The sequence below is a fragment of the Neobacillus solisequens genome, from assembly GCF_051233465.1.
Taxonomy (GTDB): domain Bacteria; phylum Bacillota; class Bacilli; order Bacillales; family Cytobacillaceae; genus Neobacillus.
Genome location: NZ_JBKFGJ010000027.1, coordinates 69611 through 86507 on the forward strand (window position 1 = coordinate 69611; position 16897 = coordinate 86507).

Sequence of the window (16897 nt, forward strand, 5' to 3'; positions counted from 1 at the left end):
GTATTAAAAGCGCGATAAATCAACGTTTTTAATTTTTTCAACTGTAACATCTTTAGCGAAAATTTACGATTTTTACTTCATTGCGTTAGCAAAATGTTAGCATTTTTTTATTAAACGTTTCTTTTGACTAAGTGATGCTGAACACCAATCCATAGTTGAACAAATAAAGCGATGCTATTTCAGGCATCGCTCTTTTGTAAGAAAGACAAAACATTTATTTTCAAGTGCCACACACTCCATATGTACAGAGTGTATGCGGCACACTTGGGATCCAAAGAAGTTCACACTAGTTTTATAAAGGACTTTAAGTGCAAAACTTCACAATCTGCTGCGATAACTAAACAAAAACGGCGACGTCTTTTTAATGCACCGTACCTAGTTAATGAATGGAACTGACTATATACATTATATTAAATGATATTTTAAAAAAAGAGCCCTTGTTTTAATAAGGACTCTTTTCGATCTAGACAATCAAATCAACATATTACCTAATATTGGGTACTCTCGAAATCATTTAGTATTAAATTAATTAATCGTTTATTTAACTCTTCAGATAACAATATCAAAAAGTCTTTATCCACATCAAACTTAACGGCATTTCTATAAACTTCGAGCAATTCCACTATGCTAAGTTTATCCATAATCATCTACCTCCACATACCTTAAAGATTCTGTGTCAAAAATTACAAAAATCACGCTTTAGTAGGAAGGTATTTCAAACAGTGTGTGATTCATAATGACATTACACCTAAGACCGAATTCAGATTTACCGATTTTCCAATATGTTTAAGCTTAACTTCAGAATCAATATTGCTTGCAGCCTGTACTAAACTAGTTGCTGGACGAGCATGAATTCCTATTTTCTTGATTACTGTAGATAATTTGTAAATCATAATGATAAGACCATCCATATGATTTTAAACAAAAATATTTTCTTATAAAAAACTTGAATTAACATGTTTAAAAGACTATAAGTTTATTCTATATCATAACATTATGACATTATTATATTAGATAATTAGTAAGTCCGTAAAGTATTGTGACTTAACATATATTCCAATATTTATTTATAAGAAACAATCAATTCCGCATCTCCATTTATAGAGAACTCTCCTAATTTATAGGGTAAAATAAAATGATCCCCTTTCGTGAAGGAATAGGATTCATTGTTTACACAAATTTCGCCCATTCCTTCAATAACACTTATTAATAAAAAGTCTTTTGTCTGCTTGAGGTGACTAGTCCCAGAGATTCCCCATTTTTGAATAGAGAAAAACTTGTTCTCAAGAAATGTTGTGATTTTAATCCCTTCAAGATTTGTTACTTTTGGTTGATAATTCCTATCTTCATGCGGAATATTTGTAACATCTAATGCTTTATTAAGATAGAGTTCCCTTAAATTCCCTTGATTGTCCCTTCGGTTAAAATCATAAACTCGATAGGTTGAATCAGAATTTTGCTGTGTTTCAAGAACTAGTGTACCGGCTCCCAAAGCATGAATCGTTCCGCTTGGGATATAGAAAAAGTCTCCGGGTTTAATGGGGATTTTTCTTAACAATAGATCCCATTTCCCTTGAACAACTCGTTTTTGAAATTCCTCTTTAGTGGTGGCAGTATGCCCGTAAATAAGTTCAGCACCTTCTTTGCAGTCAATAATGTACCAGCATTCTGTTTTACCCAATGCATCCTTTTCATATTTTTTGGCATATTCATCATCCGGATGAACTTGTATAGAAAGATTAGCATTAGCATCCAATATTTTAGTTAAAAGAGGAAAATAATCACCTTTTTGTCCACCAAAAAGTTCCCTGTGATTTTCCCATAGATCTCTAAGAGCCAACCCTGCATATTCTCCATTTTTGACAATACTTTGACCATGAGGGTGTGCAGAAATTCCCCAACATTCTCCTGTTAGATTGGATGGGATATCATACTTAAAGATGTCTCTTAAGGCTGTTCCTCCCCAAATCCTTTCTTTAAAAACTGGTTTCAAAAAAATCGGGTATTCTTTCAATATCTGCTACCCCTCTTTCTTAAAAGCTTTATTAAAGCACGATGTTGATTCAAAGACTATTGGAAAGCAGTATAACCCTCTGCATATTCGAATTTTTAGAACCATGAAATGATTTCATGTTTTTAAAAGAATCCTACTAACACTCCTACAACAGAAATTCCAACAAGGAGTAATAGTACCTTCGTCGTACTCATTTTTTTCTTGGAAATGAGATACCAGCTTAACATAACAGCTAATAATGATAATAATCCTGGGAAAAAGCCATCCAATGTTTTTTGTAGATCCAGCACTGCTTTACCATTAGGAATCTTAATAGCAGTGTTTACGTGTACAAATGATGCAGCAAGAGCACCGATTACCATAATTCCAAGTGTATTAAAAGAGTCTCTTAACTTTTGCGATCCCTCTCCAATAATTGCATCGATGGAATTGATCCCCAATTTGTACCCACTCGTATAACAGAAATACGATAGAGATAACATAATGATTAAATACCCTAAAATATATAACAATACACCTATAGGACTTCCTTGATTAGAAATAGCCATGGCAATCGTTAAAAGGATAGGAATGAGAATTCCTTGGATCGTGGAGTCGCCAATCCCGGATAAAGGTCCCATAATACTTGTTTTAACGGTGTGAATCATGTCATCATCAATTTGTTTACCATTTGCGCGTTCCTCTTCCATAGATGTGACAATTCCATTTACTAGACTTCCGACTTGAGGCTCAACGTTATAAAATACAGAATGTCTCTTTAAAGCTTCTTGATACTCGTCAGGTTTGTTTTTATATAATTTTTTAAGAATAGGTATCATTGAATGTGCAAATCCATGTGCTTCCAGCTTTTCGAAACTCATAGAAGAAAGATGGTACATAGCCCAAGAGCGCCAGCCTTTGCGCAAATCCTTTTTCTCTAATTTCGGCATTTTAAATCACCTCATCTTCTAGTTCTACAGGAGCTTCGCCCGCATTATTTTTAGTTAAATACACAATATATGCTACTAGAGATGCAATAACAGTGAGCGCTATCATATTTTTTGAAATAAGTCCAATAAAGACAAATCCTGTTAAGAAGAAAATGAAATGGGCTTTTTCTCTGATTAATAGATTCATTAACAAGGCAATTCCTAGAGCAGGAAGTAAGCCTCCTAGTACACCCATCATCTTTGTAATTTGTACAGGAATAATAGCTAAGGTATGAGAAACAAAACCTTGTCCTAAATATATTGCTAGAGTAACGGGTATAACTCGTAAAAGAAAGGCAACAATTTGTGGATACACTGCATTATTTAAAATAATTCCTTTATCATCTCCACGATTAGCTGCTCGTTCTGCTCGTCGATTCCAGAATGAATTGGTTACCATCATTAGATTAAAAAGAACAAGGCCGAGTGCGCCAATCCCAACAGAAAGAGTTACGGTAACTCCTGGTGTAGCATGCGCTAACATTCCAAGTGCAATGCCCCCATAGGAGGCGTAGGTAATCTCCATATTTTGCGTTCCACCTGTAGAAATGGTAGCAATAAATGCGGCTTGGACAGCTACACCTAAAATAATACCAGTAGTCACATCACCTAAAATGATTCCGATAATCAATCCGGCAACGAGTGGTCTTCCTACCACATAATAACCTCCGGTAACCCCCATTAGCCATGGTGAGGAAACGGATCCTAAATAACAGAAAACACCAATTAATAAGGCCTGAATTAACAATGTCAAATGCATCTATTTCTCCTCCCTTTTATATATAATAAGCTTTCAATTTTCCCCACTTATTAGGTGTTTCTTCTGGAACTAATTGGAACGTAATGTTTATTCCTTTATTTTGAAGATAATCGAACGCTTCTTTTTCTTCTTCTGTAATAGAAACATTTTTTCCAATCGTTTTCGTAGTCTCTCTTGCACTCATTGGCCCCACATTCAAATCAGTACCAAAATCACCGCCAAGTTCGTGTAATTTTTTGAGTGTAACTGGTGATCTAGCAATCACAAAGTAGCTGTTCTTAGCTTGCTTGGCTTTATTTACCTTTTCAACACCCTCTTCTGCTGTATAAATCCCTACCTTAACATTAGTTGGTGCTGCATGAGTAAAAATTCCCTTTTGTAATGGATCTGTTGCAATCTTATCATCAATAACCAAAATTCCATTACATGGTTTCAGTTTTGACCATCTTGCTACAATTTGCCCGTGAATAACTCGATCATCAATTCTCACAAAAGATATTGGCATACCAATTCCTCCTCAAATTCTCAAAGGTAGTTAACAATTAGTTGGATATTGATTGTTGACCTGTTTCAATCGCAAGCTTAAGCAATTCCTCAAGAGGTACTGACTGAAGCTGCATATATACTTCTACAAACATCGGCAAATTGACGCCAGCTACGATTTTTACCACATCTTGATTTAACAAAAAATGCTTCATTGACTGATTGTAAGGTGTCCCCCCTTTCAAATCACACAGTATTAGTATTTCATCATAAATCCCTTTCAAGTCATTTATAAGCTTGTCCATGGATTCAGAAAACTTGGTAATCCCTTCTCCATCTAAAGATAGGCTAAAGGTATTTTCTAAATTTCCAGCCATCATTTCTGCTGCTTCTAATAAACCTTTACCTAAAGCTCCATGAGTTGTTACGACAATCGCTTTCATTTCTATTCACACTCCTTGAAGATTCTTACACTCTAACAAATGCTTGGATAACGGCAATTGTTTTTCCTTCTGCTTTCCCATATGGACGAATGGTATATTCTTTTACATTCTCAGGAATAAAGAACGTTTCTGCATAGTGAACAATAAATGGTTCAAAGTTATAAGTCGGGCTTTCAATAATTGCTTCTTCACCTTCAACAAGATTCAATACGTGTACACTTCCATTTGTTTTATGGTGAGTTTTTTTCGAAAACAAATGTCTTCTTGTTTCGATAAACTCTCGTTCGTGAAGACCTGTTTTTTCTTCGATCCATTGCTCCTCTTCTTTTATTGTTTCAATTCGATTGATTAAATTTTCTTTTACCCATTTTGTGTCTCTATCCCACCGAATAACTTTCTCTCCGTGCTCTAAGTGAACCGGCCTTGGCAAACCGTCCAGTCCTACTCGATCCCAGTCCCACAGCTTAAAAGTAAAGATGTAAGGAGTTGCGCTAATCTCTAAAACCATACAATCTTTTCCGGAACAATGAATGGTTCCTGCAGGGATTAAAAAATGATCATGTTTTCTGGCAGGGAATTCATTCACGTACTTTTCGGCTTTAAAAGACTCTAGCCCTTCGTTTGCTTTTCTCAAATCTTCAAACATCTCTTCTTTATTAACATTTTCCTTTACACCAAGGTATACAATCGCATCTTCTTTTGCATCTAAAATATAATAGCTTTCATCCTGTGTATAATGCATACCGAAATTTTCTTGAATATATTCTGTTAAAGGATGAACTTGTAAGCTTAAATTTTGCCCACCCATTGTATCAAGGAAATCAAATCGAATGGGAAATTCGGTTCCAAAACGAGCATGCACCTTATCTCCAAGAAGTTCAATCGGATGCCTAAACACGAGATTAATAGAAGGGACTTCAATTTTCACATCATTATAACGAAGATAAAGGCTATTTTCTTCTGGAACACCGTCGAAGCTCCAAGCAAAATTTTCTTGATTTTGATCTAGGCTGCAAACTTTTTTCATCCATTGCCCGCCCCAAACACCCGGATCAAAATAAGGTACGACTCGGAATGGTTGGGTAACTATTTGTTGAAGTCCACGTAAATAAGCTTGACCAGTAACCATTTTCGGTTCATTTTTTTCATTTGAATCTAACAAATAATCGATTTCATCAAATAACGTTTTTTTATGGCGGTCAGCAATACGCCATTCCACAAAAAATCCACGCTTATATTTCCGTAAAGTGTCTTCATCAAAATTCTTCATTTTCCAGTTACCTAATTCTTTTGAACGATAACGTTGTTGAATCTCCCATCTTGCTAGGTCGGCATAAATCAGAATATCTGGACGGCAAATAAGACGGGCACCAACTCCATACACAACGATTAAACCGTTTTCAACTTTCGCCATGCGTTCTCTAGCGTTATCAATGAGTGCTGAATCAAAAAACTCACTTAACTGGCGATTGCTCATTACACCAAAAACTCGGTCATCTGTTAAATTCCGGTGAATCATCTCGGTAATTTTTTCTCCTGAAAAAGCAAGATCATCTGAATGGATAATGAGATCGGGCTGAAGCGGTAAAATAATACCTTCTAAAATTTCTTGGTATCTAACTCCAGGGTAACAATCCACCATGAGCACAACATGACTGTTATGAAAACACTTTATCGCTTTAATAATCTCATTTTGTATGTGTTCATATCCTTGCCACACACTTTTTTCTTCCCCTAAAATCCTGATTTCTGGAAATTTATCATAGTTAGACATGTCAAATCCCCTCACTACTATATTTATAATGTTATATTGTTATGACATTAACTTCTGATTTCATATTATCATGATGTTATAACAATGACAATCTTTTTTTTATTTAAGGATTAGATCAATATAGTATCGATAACTATCCCCAATATAATAGCATTCCGTATACTCTACAAAATCGCCTTTTTGGTTTTTAGCGTTTCTAACCCTTTTTAAAATAGGGGTATCTTCAGCAGTATTCAACCATTTTTGCACTTCTTTATCAGGTCTAACTGCTTCCAAATATTCTTTTACGTTTGCTAAAATAATGCCATTTTCCTTTAACTTTTCATATAAAGAGCCGTAATATTCATTTGATTGAAGCGGGAAATTAGGTTTATATGTCAAATAGGTTTTAAAGAAAACTGGTGTATTTTTATTTACCAATCCTCTTACACGTTTCAATTCAATCACTTCATCTCCTGGTTTAATATTTAATTGTTTTGCTAAAAATGAATCTGCCTTTACTTTTTTTACCTCTGCATGAATCGTTGTCACTTTTTTTCCTGACTCATTCATTTCATAAGTAAAACTTTTCACATAAGTATAGTAATCTTTGTCGGAACCTTTTTGCTGATAATCAAGGACAAATGTTCCTTTTGGACGCTGCTTAATGAGATATTCCTCCCAGACTAGCTCATTGATTGCTTCTCTTACCGTAATTCGACTAACGTTATATAATTCACAAAGTTCCAGTTCAGATGGAATTTTATCTCCTGGCTTCCATTCACCTTCTTCAATTTTTCTTTTTAATTCTGATTTTATTTGAAGATAAAGCGGGGCAGCGTCTCTATCTGTATTAAGTTTGTTTACCATTATTTTCATTTTCTCCTTTTTTAACATAATAATGTTATATCAATTCTATTTTACATAATTGTGTTATTTGTATACAAATTTTTTTTTAATAACAGGGACTCGAAGATCTTAACTTAACTGAAATGGGTATTCAGATCAATTTCGTTTTGTTGTTCTTTCGAATAATAATATGAACGTGAGGACCCCTAAAAGGGAGTAATCTTATTCTTTAGGTATTTTCATTTGTAATTTACTCAACTTTCGCACCAATAAATAAATGCTAATCGTTGACTGTATTGGACTTTAAGTCTATTTATTATGTTACTTTACAAGTTAAAGATAAATGAAAAACGCCTCGTTCCTTTGGTATAGTGAGATTGAAAAGAAATCACTACCACATAGAAGAGGTGTCCTCTACATGATAGACCAAAATAGCCAATACAATCAACTACCAAAAGAACTTGATTCTGTTTTTTCTGAGCTTGAAATGAAGAAACACTTACGTAGGTCAATCAGTTAATTCTGGTTGGCCTATTTTTTATGGTTATTCTTGAAGTAGCCGGGGTAGGACGTTCGCGCCCTTAAATAAGGCGCCTAAAAAAACAAATGCTAAATTTCAAATTCTTTAGTCGGTTCTTTAACAGCCCTAAAAAAAAATATCCTGTAAGAATCGAAAACAAAATAAAAAATAATAATGAAAAAATTAAATATCAATCTTACGGTACAGTACTAAAATTTTAAGTAATCCTATTTTCAACAATTGTCGTTGAAGAAGATGTCATTCATGCGCTTAAAGAACTGAAAGCTTCTCCGGAAAAGGCTAAAAAACGATTAGGCGATGCTTATGTAGACCAAGACTTTGTGTGTGCCAAAACAGAGAGACATCCAGGTTACCCCATCTTGATCAAAACGGATGAAAACAGAATGGAGCGATTACTGAAATTAGCGTGGATTAAATGAAACCTAACCCCACACGCACACGTCATTGCTGGCAGAAGCTGAGGTTGTGCTCGAAGATATTATGGAAAGGCTCGGGCACACTGAAGACGATACAACACGAATCATCTATCGTCATGTAACAAAAGAAATGAAGAAAAAGGCTTCTCACAAGTTTGGTCAACTCATGAGAAGCCTTCACTAATCCTTCAAATGTTAGCAAAATGTTAGCATTTTATCAGCAAAATCTTTAAAAATCCTTATATATCAAGGGGTTGAGCAGCTATCACATCATGCCGCCCATTCCACCCATACCGCCCATGCCGCCCATGTCAGGCATTCCGGCACCAGCAGGTTCTGGTTTGTCAGCTACTACAGCTTCAGTTGTTAAGAACATAGCTGCAACAGATGCTGCGTTTTGGAGAGCAGAACGAGTTACTTTCGTTGGGTCAACGATACCAGACTCAATCATGTTTACCCATTGGCCGGAAGCAGCATTGAAACCTACGCCTACTTCTTCACGCTTTAAGCGCTCAACGATGACAGAGCCTTCAAGACCTGCGTTTTGAGCGATTGTGCGCATTGGTTCTTCCATCGCACGTAATACGATTTTGATACCAGTTGCTTCGTCGCCTTCTGCTTCAAGAGCTTCTACTTTGCTGTATACGTTTAGAAGGGCAACACCACCACCGGATACGATTCCTTCTTCAACAGCAGCGCGAGTAGCGTTTAATGCGTCTTCGATGCGAAGTTTACGCTCTTTTAATTCAGTTTCAGTGGCAGCACCAACTTTGATAACTGCTACACCGCCAGCTAATTTAGCTAGGCGCTCTTGTAATTTTTCACGGTCAAATTCAGAAGTAGTTTCTTCTAATTGAACGCGGATTTGGTTAACACGGCCTTGAATAGCATCAGTTTCGCCGGCACCTTCCACGATTGTTGTATTTTCTTTTGTAACCACGATTTTAGCTGCGCGTCCTAAAGATGCAAGAGTGGCAGATTTAAGGTCACGGCCAAGCTCTTCAGTGATTACTTCACCGCCAGTTAATACAGCGATGTCTTCAAGCATTGCTTTACGACGGTCACCGAAGCCAGGAGCTTTAACAGCAACAGCATTGAATGTACCGCGAAGCTTATTCACTACTAATGTAGATAATGCTTCACCTTCGATGTCTTCAGCAATCATCAATAATGGCTTGCCTTGTTGAACAACTTGCTCAAGAACTGGAAGGATTTCTTGAATGCTGGAGATTTTCTTGTCAGTGATTAAGATATATGGATTTTCTAATACTGCTTCCATTTTCTCCGTATTTGTTACGAAGTAAGCAGACACATATCCGCGATCAAATTGCATACCTTCTACAACATCAAGTTCAGTTGTGAAGCCTTTAGATTCTTCGATTGTGATAACACCGTCGTTACCTACTTTTTCCATTGCCTCCGCGATTAAGCGGCCAACTTCTTGGTCATCAGAAGAGATGGCAGCAACTTGAGCGATAGAGTCTTTGCCTTCGATTGGCTTAGAAATAGATTTTAATTCTGTTACAGCAGCTGCAACTGCTTTTTCGATACCTTTACGGATACCCATTGGGTTAGCGCCTGCAGTCACGTTCTTTAAGCCTTCGCGAATCATCGCTTGAGCAAGAACTGTTGCAGTTGTTGTACCGTCACCAGCAACATCGTTTGTTTTGCTGGCTACTTCAGCAACAAGCTTCGCACCCATGTTTTCGAATGCATCTTCTAATTCGATTTCTTTTGCGATGGTTACACCGTCATTAGTGATAAGTGGTGAACCAAATTTTTTCTCAAGAACCACGTTGCGTCCTTTAGGTCCAAGAGTAACTTTTACCGCATTTGCAAGTGTATCAACACCGCGTAGCATTGCGCGGCGAGCATCTTCACTAAACATAATCTCTTTAGCCATTGTTCAAAAACCTCCTCATATATTAAACCGTATGATATTTTTGTTTAAAGTTTTTTCCTTATTCGCCTACTACAGCAAGGATGTCGCTTTCACGTAAAATTAAGTACTCTGTACCTTGGTATTTAACCTCTGTACCAGCGTATTTTGAGAAGATAATGCGATCACCTACAGAAACTTCAAGTGCTACGCGTTCGCCATTTTCAAGTACACGACCGGTTCCAACAGCAACGACTTTTGCTTCTTGTGGCTTTTCCTTTGCTGAGTCCGGTAATACGATACCGCTTGCAGTTTTTTCTTCTGTTTCAACTAGTTCGATCACAATGCGATCACCTAATGGTCTTAACACTTGTAACAACCTCCTCAAATATATGTGTTTTCGGTCATTATTAGCACTCGCTTATCATGAGTGCTAACACAATTATTATAATAAATAATCTACATATCTTTTGCAAGTATCACGCATAAAATTTTTATAAAAAATTTACCATTTTTTGCACCTTATAAAGTATGTGAAAACCAAATCATTCTATACATTCTTTTTTCTAAACAAGGGTTCAAGATTGAAACTGAGCTGTATTTACATGTAGAATGAGGAATAATGAATCATTTAATATTAAAAAATAGGGTTCAAAAGGGGTTCATCTTCTTGAAGAAAGAATATTGGTATATCCTTATCACTTACATAGTTATGCAGCTGTCCAGTGGCATTGGTGTTCCTGCATTCCAATATGGATTTCGATCTTTCGGGTTTGACATGCGCTTGGCAGTTCCGATCTGGCTCATCGCAAGTTTTTCACTTTGCTTAATCATTGTCCTGTTTCTGCTGCGAAAAGAAATAAAAGCTTTTCGTTTAAATGACAGGGATCGTTCCTTTGGGCAGCTTTTTGTATGGTCGATTCTTGGGTTTTTCATGGCCTATTTCTCCCAGTACATATCCGCTATCATTGAGCAAATGATTGGTATTAAATCAGGTTCAGAAAATACGAGGCAAATTATTAATATCATTGATACGTTTCCACTGGCGGTCATCGTCACTAGTATCATTGGTCCAATTTTAGAGGAAATCGTTTTTCGCAAAATTGTCTTTGGAGCATTTTATACCAGGTTTAATTTTTTCATTTCAGCCTTAATAAGCTCCGTTGTCTTTGCCTTAGCCCATATGGATTTTGAGCATATCTTGATTTACGCAGCGATGGGCTTTACCTTTGCTTTTCTTTATGTAAAAACAAAACGAATCATTGTACCCATTATTGCCCACGTATCTATGAATACATTGGTCGTTCTAGTTCAATCTGTTTACCGTGATGATATCGAAAGAATGATGCGTGAGGCGGAATCAGTTCAACATTTTATCGGAGGATTCTTATGAGACGTTCACCTATGTTTTCCGGGATTATATACCTATTGATTGGTAGCTTATTCACCTATTTCGCCATCCATGATGTGCAAGCAAATGGCTGGGGCTTTTTCAGCTATTTTCTAGTGATTTTGGCCACCTTTGACTTTGGTTCCGGTTTTAAAATGATTAGTTTTCATTTTAAGTTGAAAAATCAATTAAAAAAATAACAGAACTCCCCTTGTGCATTGAGGGGAGTTCTTTTTTATGCTTGATGTGATTTTGCCTTTCTATGGATAATCATTTTTTCTTTTCCGAGAATAAAGATAAAGAGGAAGGCGAGCCCTGCTGGTACCAGTCCCCAAGTAAAAGTATGAACGATTGAACTGGATAAGGCTTCGGTTATTTTTTCAAGAATTTGGGGAGGAATTTGGCTTCGGGCCTGTTCTGATAAAAACGCCCGGGCATCGTCCGTTGATTTTCCAGGTGGCATCGGGCCCATTCCGGTAAATGCATCCGTTAATTTGTCATTAAAAACATTTCTCTGGATCGTGCCAAAAATAGAGATTCCAATGGTCATCCCCAGTGACCGGATGAAGTTACTGGTAGACGTGGCAGAACCGCGCTGTTCAACTCCAAACGGATGGATAGCAGCCATACTTAATACTGAAAATGAAAACCCAACCCCTAATCCCACGACAATCATATAAAGTGTCAACAATGTCCTGCTCGTTTCCGGTGTAATGGTGCTAAGAAGCAGTAATCCGCAAATAAAAATGACACTGGACATAAACATGATATTTCGGTAGCTCAGTTTAGTTGTTAAAAAGCCGCCTACCTGTGCTGTTACGACGGATCCCAGCATCATTGGCAGTAAGACGAGACCCGAGTTCGTTGCACTTCCGCCATAAACTCCCTGGACAAAGATCGGGATATACACGGTGGCTGACATAAATGCTGCCCCATAAAACAACCCTACAATGGTGCTGCCGGCAAACAGCCGATTTTTAAACATGGTAAATGAAATGATTGGGTCCTTTACTTTTTTTTCAATGAATAAAAAGATCACAAACAGAATGGTAAAGCCTGCAAATAAACTTAATATAAGTGTGGAGTCCCATTGATATTTCTGACCTCCTAGCTCCAGTGCAAACATTAGACTAACAACCGCTCCAATCAACGTGGCGGCTCCCCACCAGTCAATGGATTGTTTTTGGTGGCTTGGTGATTCCTTATAGGAGATGAGGATAAAAATAAGCGAGAGTATCCCTAGAGGTAAATTAATATAGAAAATCCAATGCCAGCTGATGTGGTCGGTAATATATGCTCCAATCAGTGGTCCAAATATGCTCGACATTCCAAAAACAGCTCCGAACATCCCGCCCATTTTTCCGCGCTTTTCAGGTGGAAACAGGTCAAACATAATCGTAAATGCAATGGGAACTAGCGCGCCTCCACCTATTCCCTGTATTGCTCGGTAAATACTCAACTGGGTAATTGTCTCGGCCGTTCCGCATAATGCCGATCCGGTCATAAATAGAATCAGACCGAAGACAAAGAACCGCTTTCTGCCGTACATATCCGATAACTTTCCGAAAATCGGCATGCCCGCCATTTCCGCTACCATATAAGCCGAAACTACCCAAACAAAACTCTCGAGACCACCGAGGTCTCCGACAATGGTCCCCATAGCCGTTACGACAATCGTATTGTCCATGGAGGCCATTAAAATACTTAATAATAACCCTGCCACAACCAAGCCTAATTTACTTTCTTTTGTTGTCATCCTATTTCTCCTTTACCTTTTTGTCTTTGTTTTGACCACTGAACTCTGGTCAAGTTGTAAATCCGCCGTGTACTCGACCAGCCCTATCTCGCATCCTGGTCCAATCAACACCTTATTTCCGCGAACGATATCAGCCTTTGTATTTTCCAAATGTATATCGTCCCCTTCAATTACTTGGGCCGTTAACGTTCCTAGACTTTTTCCAAAAGGAAGTAACGAATTTTTCTTTCGTTTTACCATAATTCGCTCTCCTCCAATTTCAGCGGCCTTACTGTCACCGTACCGCAGGCCAATTTGGATGGTATCAGCTGAGAGGAGTCCCTTTATTTCAAATCCACCGCTGGAATCAAACGTTTCATACTCCACATCGCCATTAACAGTAAGTCCTCCTTTAATGGTGGCTGTTACACCCGTTAAACGTTCTCCCGCTTCGAGTTGACCTAAGATTTTGATTTTCTCCAAACGGGCTCTTCCGCCAATTTCCAAGGTACCCATCACAGTGGTATCCTTTGCCTCTAAGTCTCCTCTTACTTTGGCCTCACCCAGGACTTTTACCTTATCAGCCTTTACGTTTGTTTCCGCCTTACTCGTACCGTATACATGAAAAGCAGCACATTCCACATCCTGAACAATGGTACCTTCACCTCGGATACTGACTTTATCGTAGCTGCCTCCGCTATAACTTCCTGATCCATTGATGATTAAGTTTTCTATCTTGCTCATCCTTTTCCCCTCCTATTACACCCTTCTTGTTTCGCCGACTTCAGCTGACTTGTCGACGGTAAGTTCACCTGTATATTCGATTAAACCGATTTGACAATTCGGGCCAATTTTTACGTCATTCCCGCGAATGATCTTGGCCTTTGTATACTCCACCTCAATTTTGTCCCCTTCCATTAGGTCCGTCACTAATTGGTGGCGTGTAAAAGGTTTCAGCAAATTTCCGACCAGCGACTCTTTATACTCGACCCTAATGGTTCTCCCGCCTATTTCTTTTACATGGCAATTCCAAAAGATTTTTATATCCACTTCATCGGCATTTAACAATCCGCCAATAGTAAATTGAGCCTCTCCTTTAAATGTTTCAGCTTCACAATCGCCACCAACAGAAAGGGTCCCTTTCATTTGAATTTCCTCGCCTTTAAGCCAGCCACCTATAGAAGTTTGGCCCGAGATTCGCAGCTTTTCCACTTCTACGTTACCGTTGATTTTAGCGGTCCCTTCAACTAAGATTTCATTGGAGTTCACGTCCCCCTCCATTTTGCTCTTTCCGCTCACGATTACCTTTTCCGCCCGAATATTCCCTTTTGCTGTACCTAAACCATTGCATTCAAATTCATTGCAATCGATATCGGAATTGACGCTTCCTCTGCCGTTAATCAACACTTTGTCAAATTGTCCGCCATTGGATGATCCAATGCCATTTATATAAAGGTCTCCCTTTTTTTGCGTATCCATTTCCATTCCCCTTTTATAGTAATTTGGCTTTTAGTTCTTCCATGCAGCCCATCAATGGCAGGCGGGACACAACCTTTGTTCCCGTTTCAAAATGAATACTCTCCGCATTGATTGCTAATAGGCACGAAGAAACACCTAGCTTTCGGGTGATCACTAACTCACCGCTTTTTTGCTTAATCGTCGTTCGATTAGCTACTAGGAGCTGAACGATCATTCTTCCCTCTTCGAGATTTACCTCTCCGGACTGCAATAGCTTATCTAATACATATATTTCAAGTATTCTCGAAAAATTAAAGTCAGGACCATTTTTTTCAATATCCAGATATAGATTTATCGCTGTTTGCGAAACAGTGTTTCGTTTTACTAGTTCTTCAGCTGATAATTGTAGGTCTGTTACGCTTGGAGAAAACATATTGGCCAATTCATCCAACGATAAATTCTCCTTCATCGTTTGGATTTTTTCGATGCGTTTTAAGATCTTTTCTTTAGGAAAAAAAGTCTCCTGACCAGTAAAAGTGGACTTGCGAATAAACCATTCCTCGGGAATCAAGTCTTTTCGCTTCCAGCGATATAACTGCCCATATGATATTCCTGCTAAATCCAATAACTCTTTTTTAGAAATTAACTCCTCACTCATTTTTTAAAAACTCCTTTCCGATGACATTAATGTAACATAACACTGTTACGTTGTAAAGGCGTTGTTTTATCATTTTGTAAATTTTTTGGTATCCTACCAAAAAAAAAAGGCCGGACCATTAAAATGGGTCCGCCTCTATCCAGGAATACCGCCCATCAAAATGTTTTTTAGGAGGTACTTGCGATTTCTATCGGAATTCTCTCATCACTTTTTCCAAAACCCACCCTTCGAGGACCTCTCCCTTTTTCGGGTTAATAAGGGGTCTCTGTCTTACTCCTTTTTTTAGAAAAAAAATGGGCCCTCCCAATTATGGAAAGACCCATGGCAAAATTATTCTTCAACTTCTACTTCTCCAATTGATGGATAATGCTTTAAAAAGTACACCAATGATTGCAGTTCAACTGCTAAATCAATATGGTGAACCCGAATGGAGGCTGGAACATTTAATCTGGCAGGGGTGAAGTTTAAAATACCTCTGACCCCTGTATTCGCAAGGCGATCCGTTATCATCTGAGCAACAGGAGCAGGTACGGTTAAAATCGCAACCGAAATATCATCCTCGACCAAATGTTTTTCCAAATCATCCATGGACAGAACCGGAACATCGCCGATGGAAGTGCCAATTTTATCGGGTGAAACATCAAACGCGCACTGAATTTTCGTATTGTTATTTTTTAAAAAATTATAATGTAAAAAGGCTGTGCCCAAATTCCCTACCCCAATTAAGGCAACCTTCGTTAATTCGTCTTGATCCAAGGTTTTTCGGAAAAAGGACAATAGATAATTGACATTATAGCCGTAACCCTTTTTACCAAGGGCTCCAAAATAGGAAAAGTCCCTGCGAATTGTTGCGGAGTCTACTTTTACTGCCTCGCTTAATTCGGCTGATGATACTCGTTGCTTTCCGGAAGAATGCAAGTTTTGTAAAAATCGATAATATAAGGGTAATCGCTTTGCTGTTGCTTGTGGGATTTTCATTGTTTCATTCGACATATTACTCCTTCACCCCGCTAATCATTTTGTTTATATTCGATCAAGTCGTCTAAAATCGCCATTTTTGCCGCCGGATTTCTCCATTAAGTAGGTAGGGCCGATTACCATACCCTTATCCACTGCTTTACACATATCATATACCGTTAATGCACAAACAGACGCCGCTGTTAGCGCTTCCATTTCAACACCTGTCTGCCCTTTAGTCTTAACTGTTGCCTGAATTTGCAATGTATACTGATCGTTATCGCTTTCCCAGGAGAAAGTAACATTTATACCAGTTAATGGAATCGGGTGGCACATCGGGATGATTTCCCATGTCCTTTTCGCTGCCATCACTGCTGCCACTTGGGCAACTGCTAAGACATCGCCTTTTTTCATTTCCTCATTAGTGATTTTTTCATAAATTTCTTTACTCACAGTAATGCTAGAATGCGCAAGCGCTGTTCTCGCCGTTTCCGGCTTATCGCTTACATCCACCATCTTTGCTCTGCCTTCTTCATTAAAATGCGTAAACTCTGCCATAGTATAGTCCTCCAAAAAAAATGATACTATATTTT

General features: G+C 38.0%; 18 protein-coding genes and 1 pseudogene. 2 read left to right on the top strand and 17 right to left on the bottom strand.

All coding sequences use genetic code 11. The annotated features are described in order from the left end of the window. Positions 1 to 488: 488 nt before the first annotated feature. From sda to groES, 11 genes and pseudogenes are all read right to left on the bottom strand, one after another. A complete protein-coding gene (sda, locus tag ACI3K6_RS21650) occupies positions 489 to 647 on the bottom strand; it encodes a sporulation histidine kinase inhibitor Sda (RefSeq protein WP_435556472.1) in 159 nt (52 codons plus the stop codon). A gap of 87 nt (positions 648 to 734) precedes the next feature. After that, positions 735 to 893, bottom strand: a pseudogene (locus tag ACI3K6_RS21655) (HPr family phosphocarrier protein); the annotation flags it as partial. A gap of 170 nt (positions 894 to 1063) precedes the next feature. After that, entirely contained in the window at positions 1064 to 2014 is a 951-nt protein-coding gene (gene manA / locus ACI3K6_RS21660) for a mannose-6-phosphate isomerase, class I (protein ID WP_435556473.1), read from the bottom strand. Positions 2015 to 2136: 122 nt separating this feature from the next. Next, positions 2137 to 2943 carry a PTS system mannose/fructose/sorbose family transporter subunit IID gene (locus tag ACI3K6_RS21665; RefSeq protein WP_435556474.1) on the bottom strand — a complete coding sequence of 269 codons (807 nt, stop codon included), beginning with the start codon at positions 2941 to 2943 and terminating at the stop codon, positions 2137 to 2139. A 1-nt stretch (position 2944) separates the two neighbouring features. Further along, positions 2945 to 3742: a PTS mannose/fructose/sorbose/N-acetylgalactosamine transporter subunit IIC gene (locus ACI3K6_RS21670; RefSeq protein ID WP_435556475.1), complete on the bottom strand. Its 798-nt coding sequence runs from the start codon at positions 3740 to 3742 to the stop codon at positions 2945 to 2947. 16 nt (positions 3743 to 3758) lie between these two features. Then, complete coding sequence (locus ACI3K6_RS21675; protein ID WP_435556476.1) at positions 3759 to 4247, bottom strand: PTS sugar transporter subunit IIB; 489 nt, start codon at positions 4245 to 4247, stop codon at positions 3759 to 3761. Between the two features lie 37 nt (positions 4248 to 4284). Further along, complete coding sequence (locus ACI3K6_RS21680; RefSeq protein ID WP_435556477.1) at positions 4285 to 4668, bottom strand: PTS sugar transporter subunit IIA; 384 nt, start codon at positions 4666 to 4668, stop codon at positions 4285 to 4287. A 25-nt stretch (positions 4669 to 4693) separates the two neighbouring features. Continuing rightward, positions 4694 to 6442, bottom strand: a complete 1749-nt coding sequence (locus tag ACI3K6_RS21685) for a class I mannose-6-phosphate isomerase (protein WP_435556478.1) — start codon at positions 6440 to 6442, stop codon at positions 4694 to 4696. A 99-nt stretch (positions 6443 to 6541) separates the two neighbouring features. Next, the gene (locus ACI3K6_RS21690; protein WP_435556479.1) at positions 6542 to 7291 is read right to left on the bottom strand and encodes a GntR family transcriptional regulator; all 750 of its coding nucleotides are present in this window, start codon (positions 7289 to 7291) and stop codon (positions 6542 to 6544) included. 1201 nt (positions 7292 to 8492) lie between these two features. Next, on the bottom strand, positions 8493 to 10130 hold the full coding sequence (groL, locus tag ACI3K6_RS21695) for a chaperonin GroEL (RefSeq protein WP_435556480.1): 1638 nt from the start codon (positions 10128 to 10130) through the stop codon (positions 8493 to 8495). 58 nt (positions 10131 to 10188) lie between these two features. Beyond that, a complete protein-coding gene (gene groES / locus ACI3K6_RS21700) occupies positions 10189 to 10476 on the bottom strand; it encodes a co-chaperone GroES (protein WP_335479222.1) in 288 nt (95 codons plus the stop codon). A gap of 300 nt (positions 10477 to 10776) precedes the next feature. Here groES and ACI3K6_RS21705 point away from each other — a divergent pair, with 300 nt between their 5' ends. Together ACI3K6_RS21705 and ACI3K6_RS21710 are read left to right on the top strand one after the other, a co-directional pair. Next, the gene (locus tag ACI3K6_RS21705) at positions 10777 to 11499 is read left to right on the top strand and encodes a CPBP family intramembrane glutamic endopeptidase (RefSeq protein WP_335479220.1); all 723 of its coding nucleotides are present in this window, start codon (positions 10777 to 10779) and stop codon (positions 11497 to 11499) included. Beyond that, positions 11496 to 11696: a YdiK family protein gene (locus ACI3K6_RS21710; protein ID WP_435556481.1), complete on the top strand. Its 201-nt coding sequence runs from the start codon at positions 11496 to 11498 to the stop codon at positions 11694 to 11696. Before ACI3K6_RS21705 ends, ACI3K6_RS21710 begins: the two co-directional genes overlap by 4 nt. A gap of 35 nt (positions 11697 to 11731) precedes the next feature. On the opposite strand, the gene ACI3K6_RS21715 is transcribed toward ACI3K6_RS21710, so the two are convergent. The 6 genes from ACI3K6_RS21715 to moaC form a co-directional block, all read right to left on the bottom strand. Next, positions 11732 to 13252, bottom strand: a complete 1521-nt coding sequence (locus ACI3K6_RS21715) for an MDR family MFS transporter (protein WP_435556482.1) — start codon at positions 13250 to 13252, stop codon at positions 11732 to 11734. 12 nt (positions 13253 to 13264) lie between these two features. Continuing rightward, positions 13265 to 13975 carry a cytoplasmic protein gene (locus tag ACI3K6_RS21720; protein WP_435556483.1) on the bottom strand — a complete coding sequence of 237 codons (711 nt, stop codon included), beginning with the start codon at positions 13973 to 13975 and terminating at the stop codon, positions 13265 to 13267. 15 nt (positions 13976 to 13990) lie between these two features. Beyond that, a complete protein-coding gene (locus ACI3K6_RS21725; protein ID WP_435556484.1) occupies positions 13991 to 14710 on the bottom strand; it encodes a polymer-forming cytoskeletal protein in 720 nt (239 codons plus the stop codon). Positions 14711 to 14723: 13 nt separating this feature from the next. Further along, a complete protein-coding gene (locus tag ACI3K6_RS21730; RefSeq protein WP_435556485.1) occupies positions 14724 to 15347 on the bottom strand; it encodes a YhbD family protein in 624 nt (207 codons plus the stop codon). A gap of 330 nt (positions 15348 to 15677) precedes the next feature. After that, positions 15678 to 16340, bottom strand: a complete 663-nt coding sequence (locus tag ACI3K6_RS21735; protein WP_335479207.1) for a redox-sensing transcriptional repressor Rex — start codon at positions 16338 to 16340, stop codon at positions 15678 to 15680. A gap of 30 nt (positions 16341 to 16370) precedes the next feature. Further along, positions 16371 to 16862, bottom strand: a complete 492-nt coding sequence (gene moaC, locus ACI3K6_RS21740) for a cyclic pyranopterin monophosphate synthase MoaC (protein ID WP_435556486.1) — start codon at positions 16860 to 16862, stop codon at positions 16371 to 16373. Positions 16863 to 16897 lie beyond the last annotated feature (35 nt).

Bases quoted from the DNA above. Each gene is read 5' to 3' on its own strand.
- sda (WP_435556472.1), bottom strand. From the start codon at position 647: ATGATTATGGATAAACTTAGCATAGTGGAATTGCTCGAAGTTTATAGA.
- ACI3K6_RS21680 (WP_435556477.1), bottom strand. From the start codon at position 4,668: ATGAAAGCGATTGTCGTAACAACTCATGGAGCTTTAGGTAAAGGTTTA.
- ACI3K6_RS21720 (WP_435556483.1), bottom strand. From the start codon at position 13,975: ATGAGCAAGATAGAAAACTTAATCATCAATGGATCAGGAAGTTATAGC.
- ACI3K6_RS21735 (WP_335479207.1), bottom strand. From the start codon at position 16,340: ATGTCGAATGAAACAATGAAAATCCCACAAGCAACAGCAAAGCGATTA.
- ACI3K6_RS21725 (WP_435556484.1), bottom strand. From the start codon at position 14,710: ATGGATACGCAAAAAAAGGGAGACCTTTATATAAATGGCATTGGATCA.
- ACI3K6_RS21715 (WP_435556482.1), bottom strand. From the start codon at position 13,252: ATGACAACAAAAGAAAGTAAATTAGGCTTGGTTGTGGCAGGGTTATTA.
- moaC (WP_435556486.1), bottom strand. From the start codon at position 16,862: ATGGCAGAGTTTACGCATTTTAATGAAGAAGGCAGAGCAAAGATGGTG.
- ACI3K6_RS21685 (WP_435556478.1), bottom strand. From the start codon at position 6,442: ATGTCTAACTATGATAAATTTCCAGAAATCAGGATTTTAGGGGAAGAA.
- ACI3K6_RS21710 (WP_435556481.1), top strand. From the start codon at position 11,496: ATGAGACGTTCACCTATGTTTTCCGGGATTATATACCTATTGATTGGT.
- ACI3K6_RS21670 (WP_435556475.1), bottom strand. From the start codon at position 3,742: ATGCATTTGACATTGTTAATTCAGGCCTTATTAATTGGTGTTTTCTGT.
- ACI3K6_RS21690 (WP_435556479.1), bottom strand. From the start codon at position 7,291: ATGGTAAACAAACTTAATACAGATAGAGACGCTGCCCCGCTTTATCTT.
- ACI3K6_RS21665 (WP_435556474.1), bottom strand. From the start codon at position 2,943: ATGCCGAAATTAGAGAAAAAGGATTTGCGCAAAGGCTGGCGCTCTTGG.
- ACI3K6_RS21675 (WP_435556476.1), bottom strand. From the start codon at position 4,247: ATGCCAATATCTTTTGTGAGAATTGATGATCGAGTTATTCACGGGCAA.
- ACI3K6_RS21730 (WP_435556485.1), bottom strand. From the start codon at position 15,347: ATGAGTGAGGAGTTAATTTCTAAAAAAGAGTTATTGGATTTAGCAGGA.
- groL (WP_435556480.1), bottom strand. From the start codon at position 10,130: ATGGCTAAAGAGATTATGTTTAGTGAAGATGCTCGCCGCGCAATGCTA.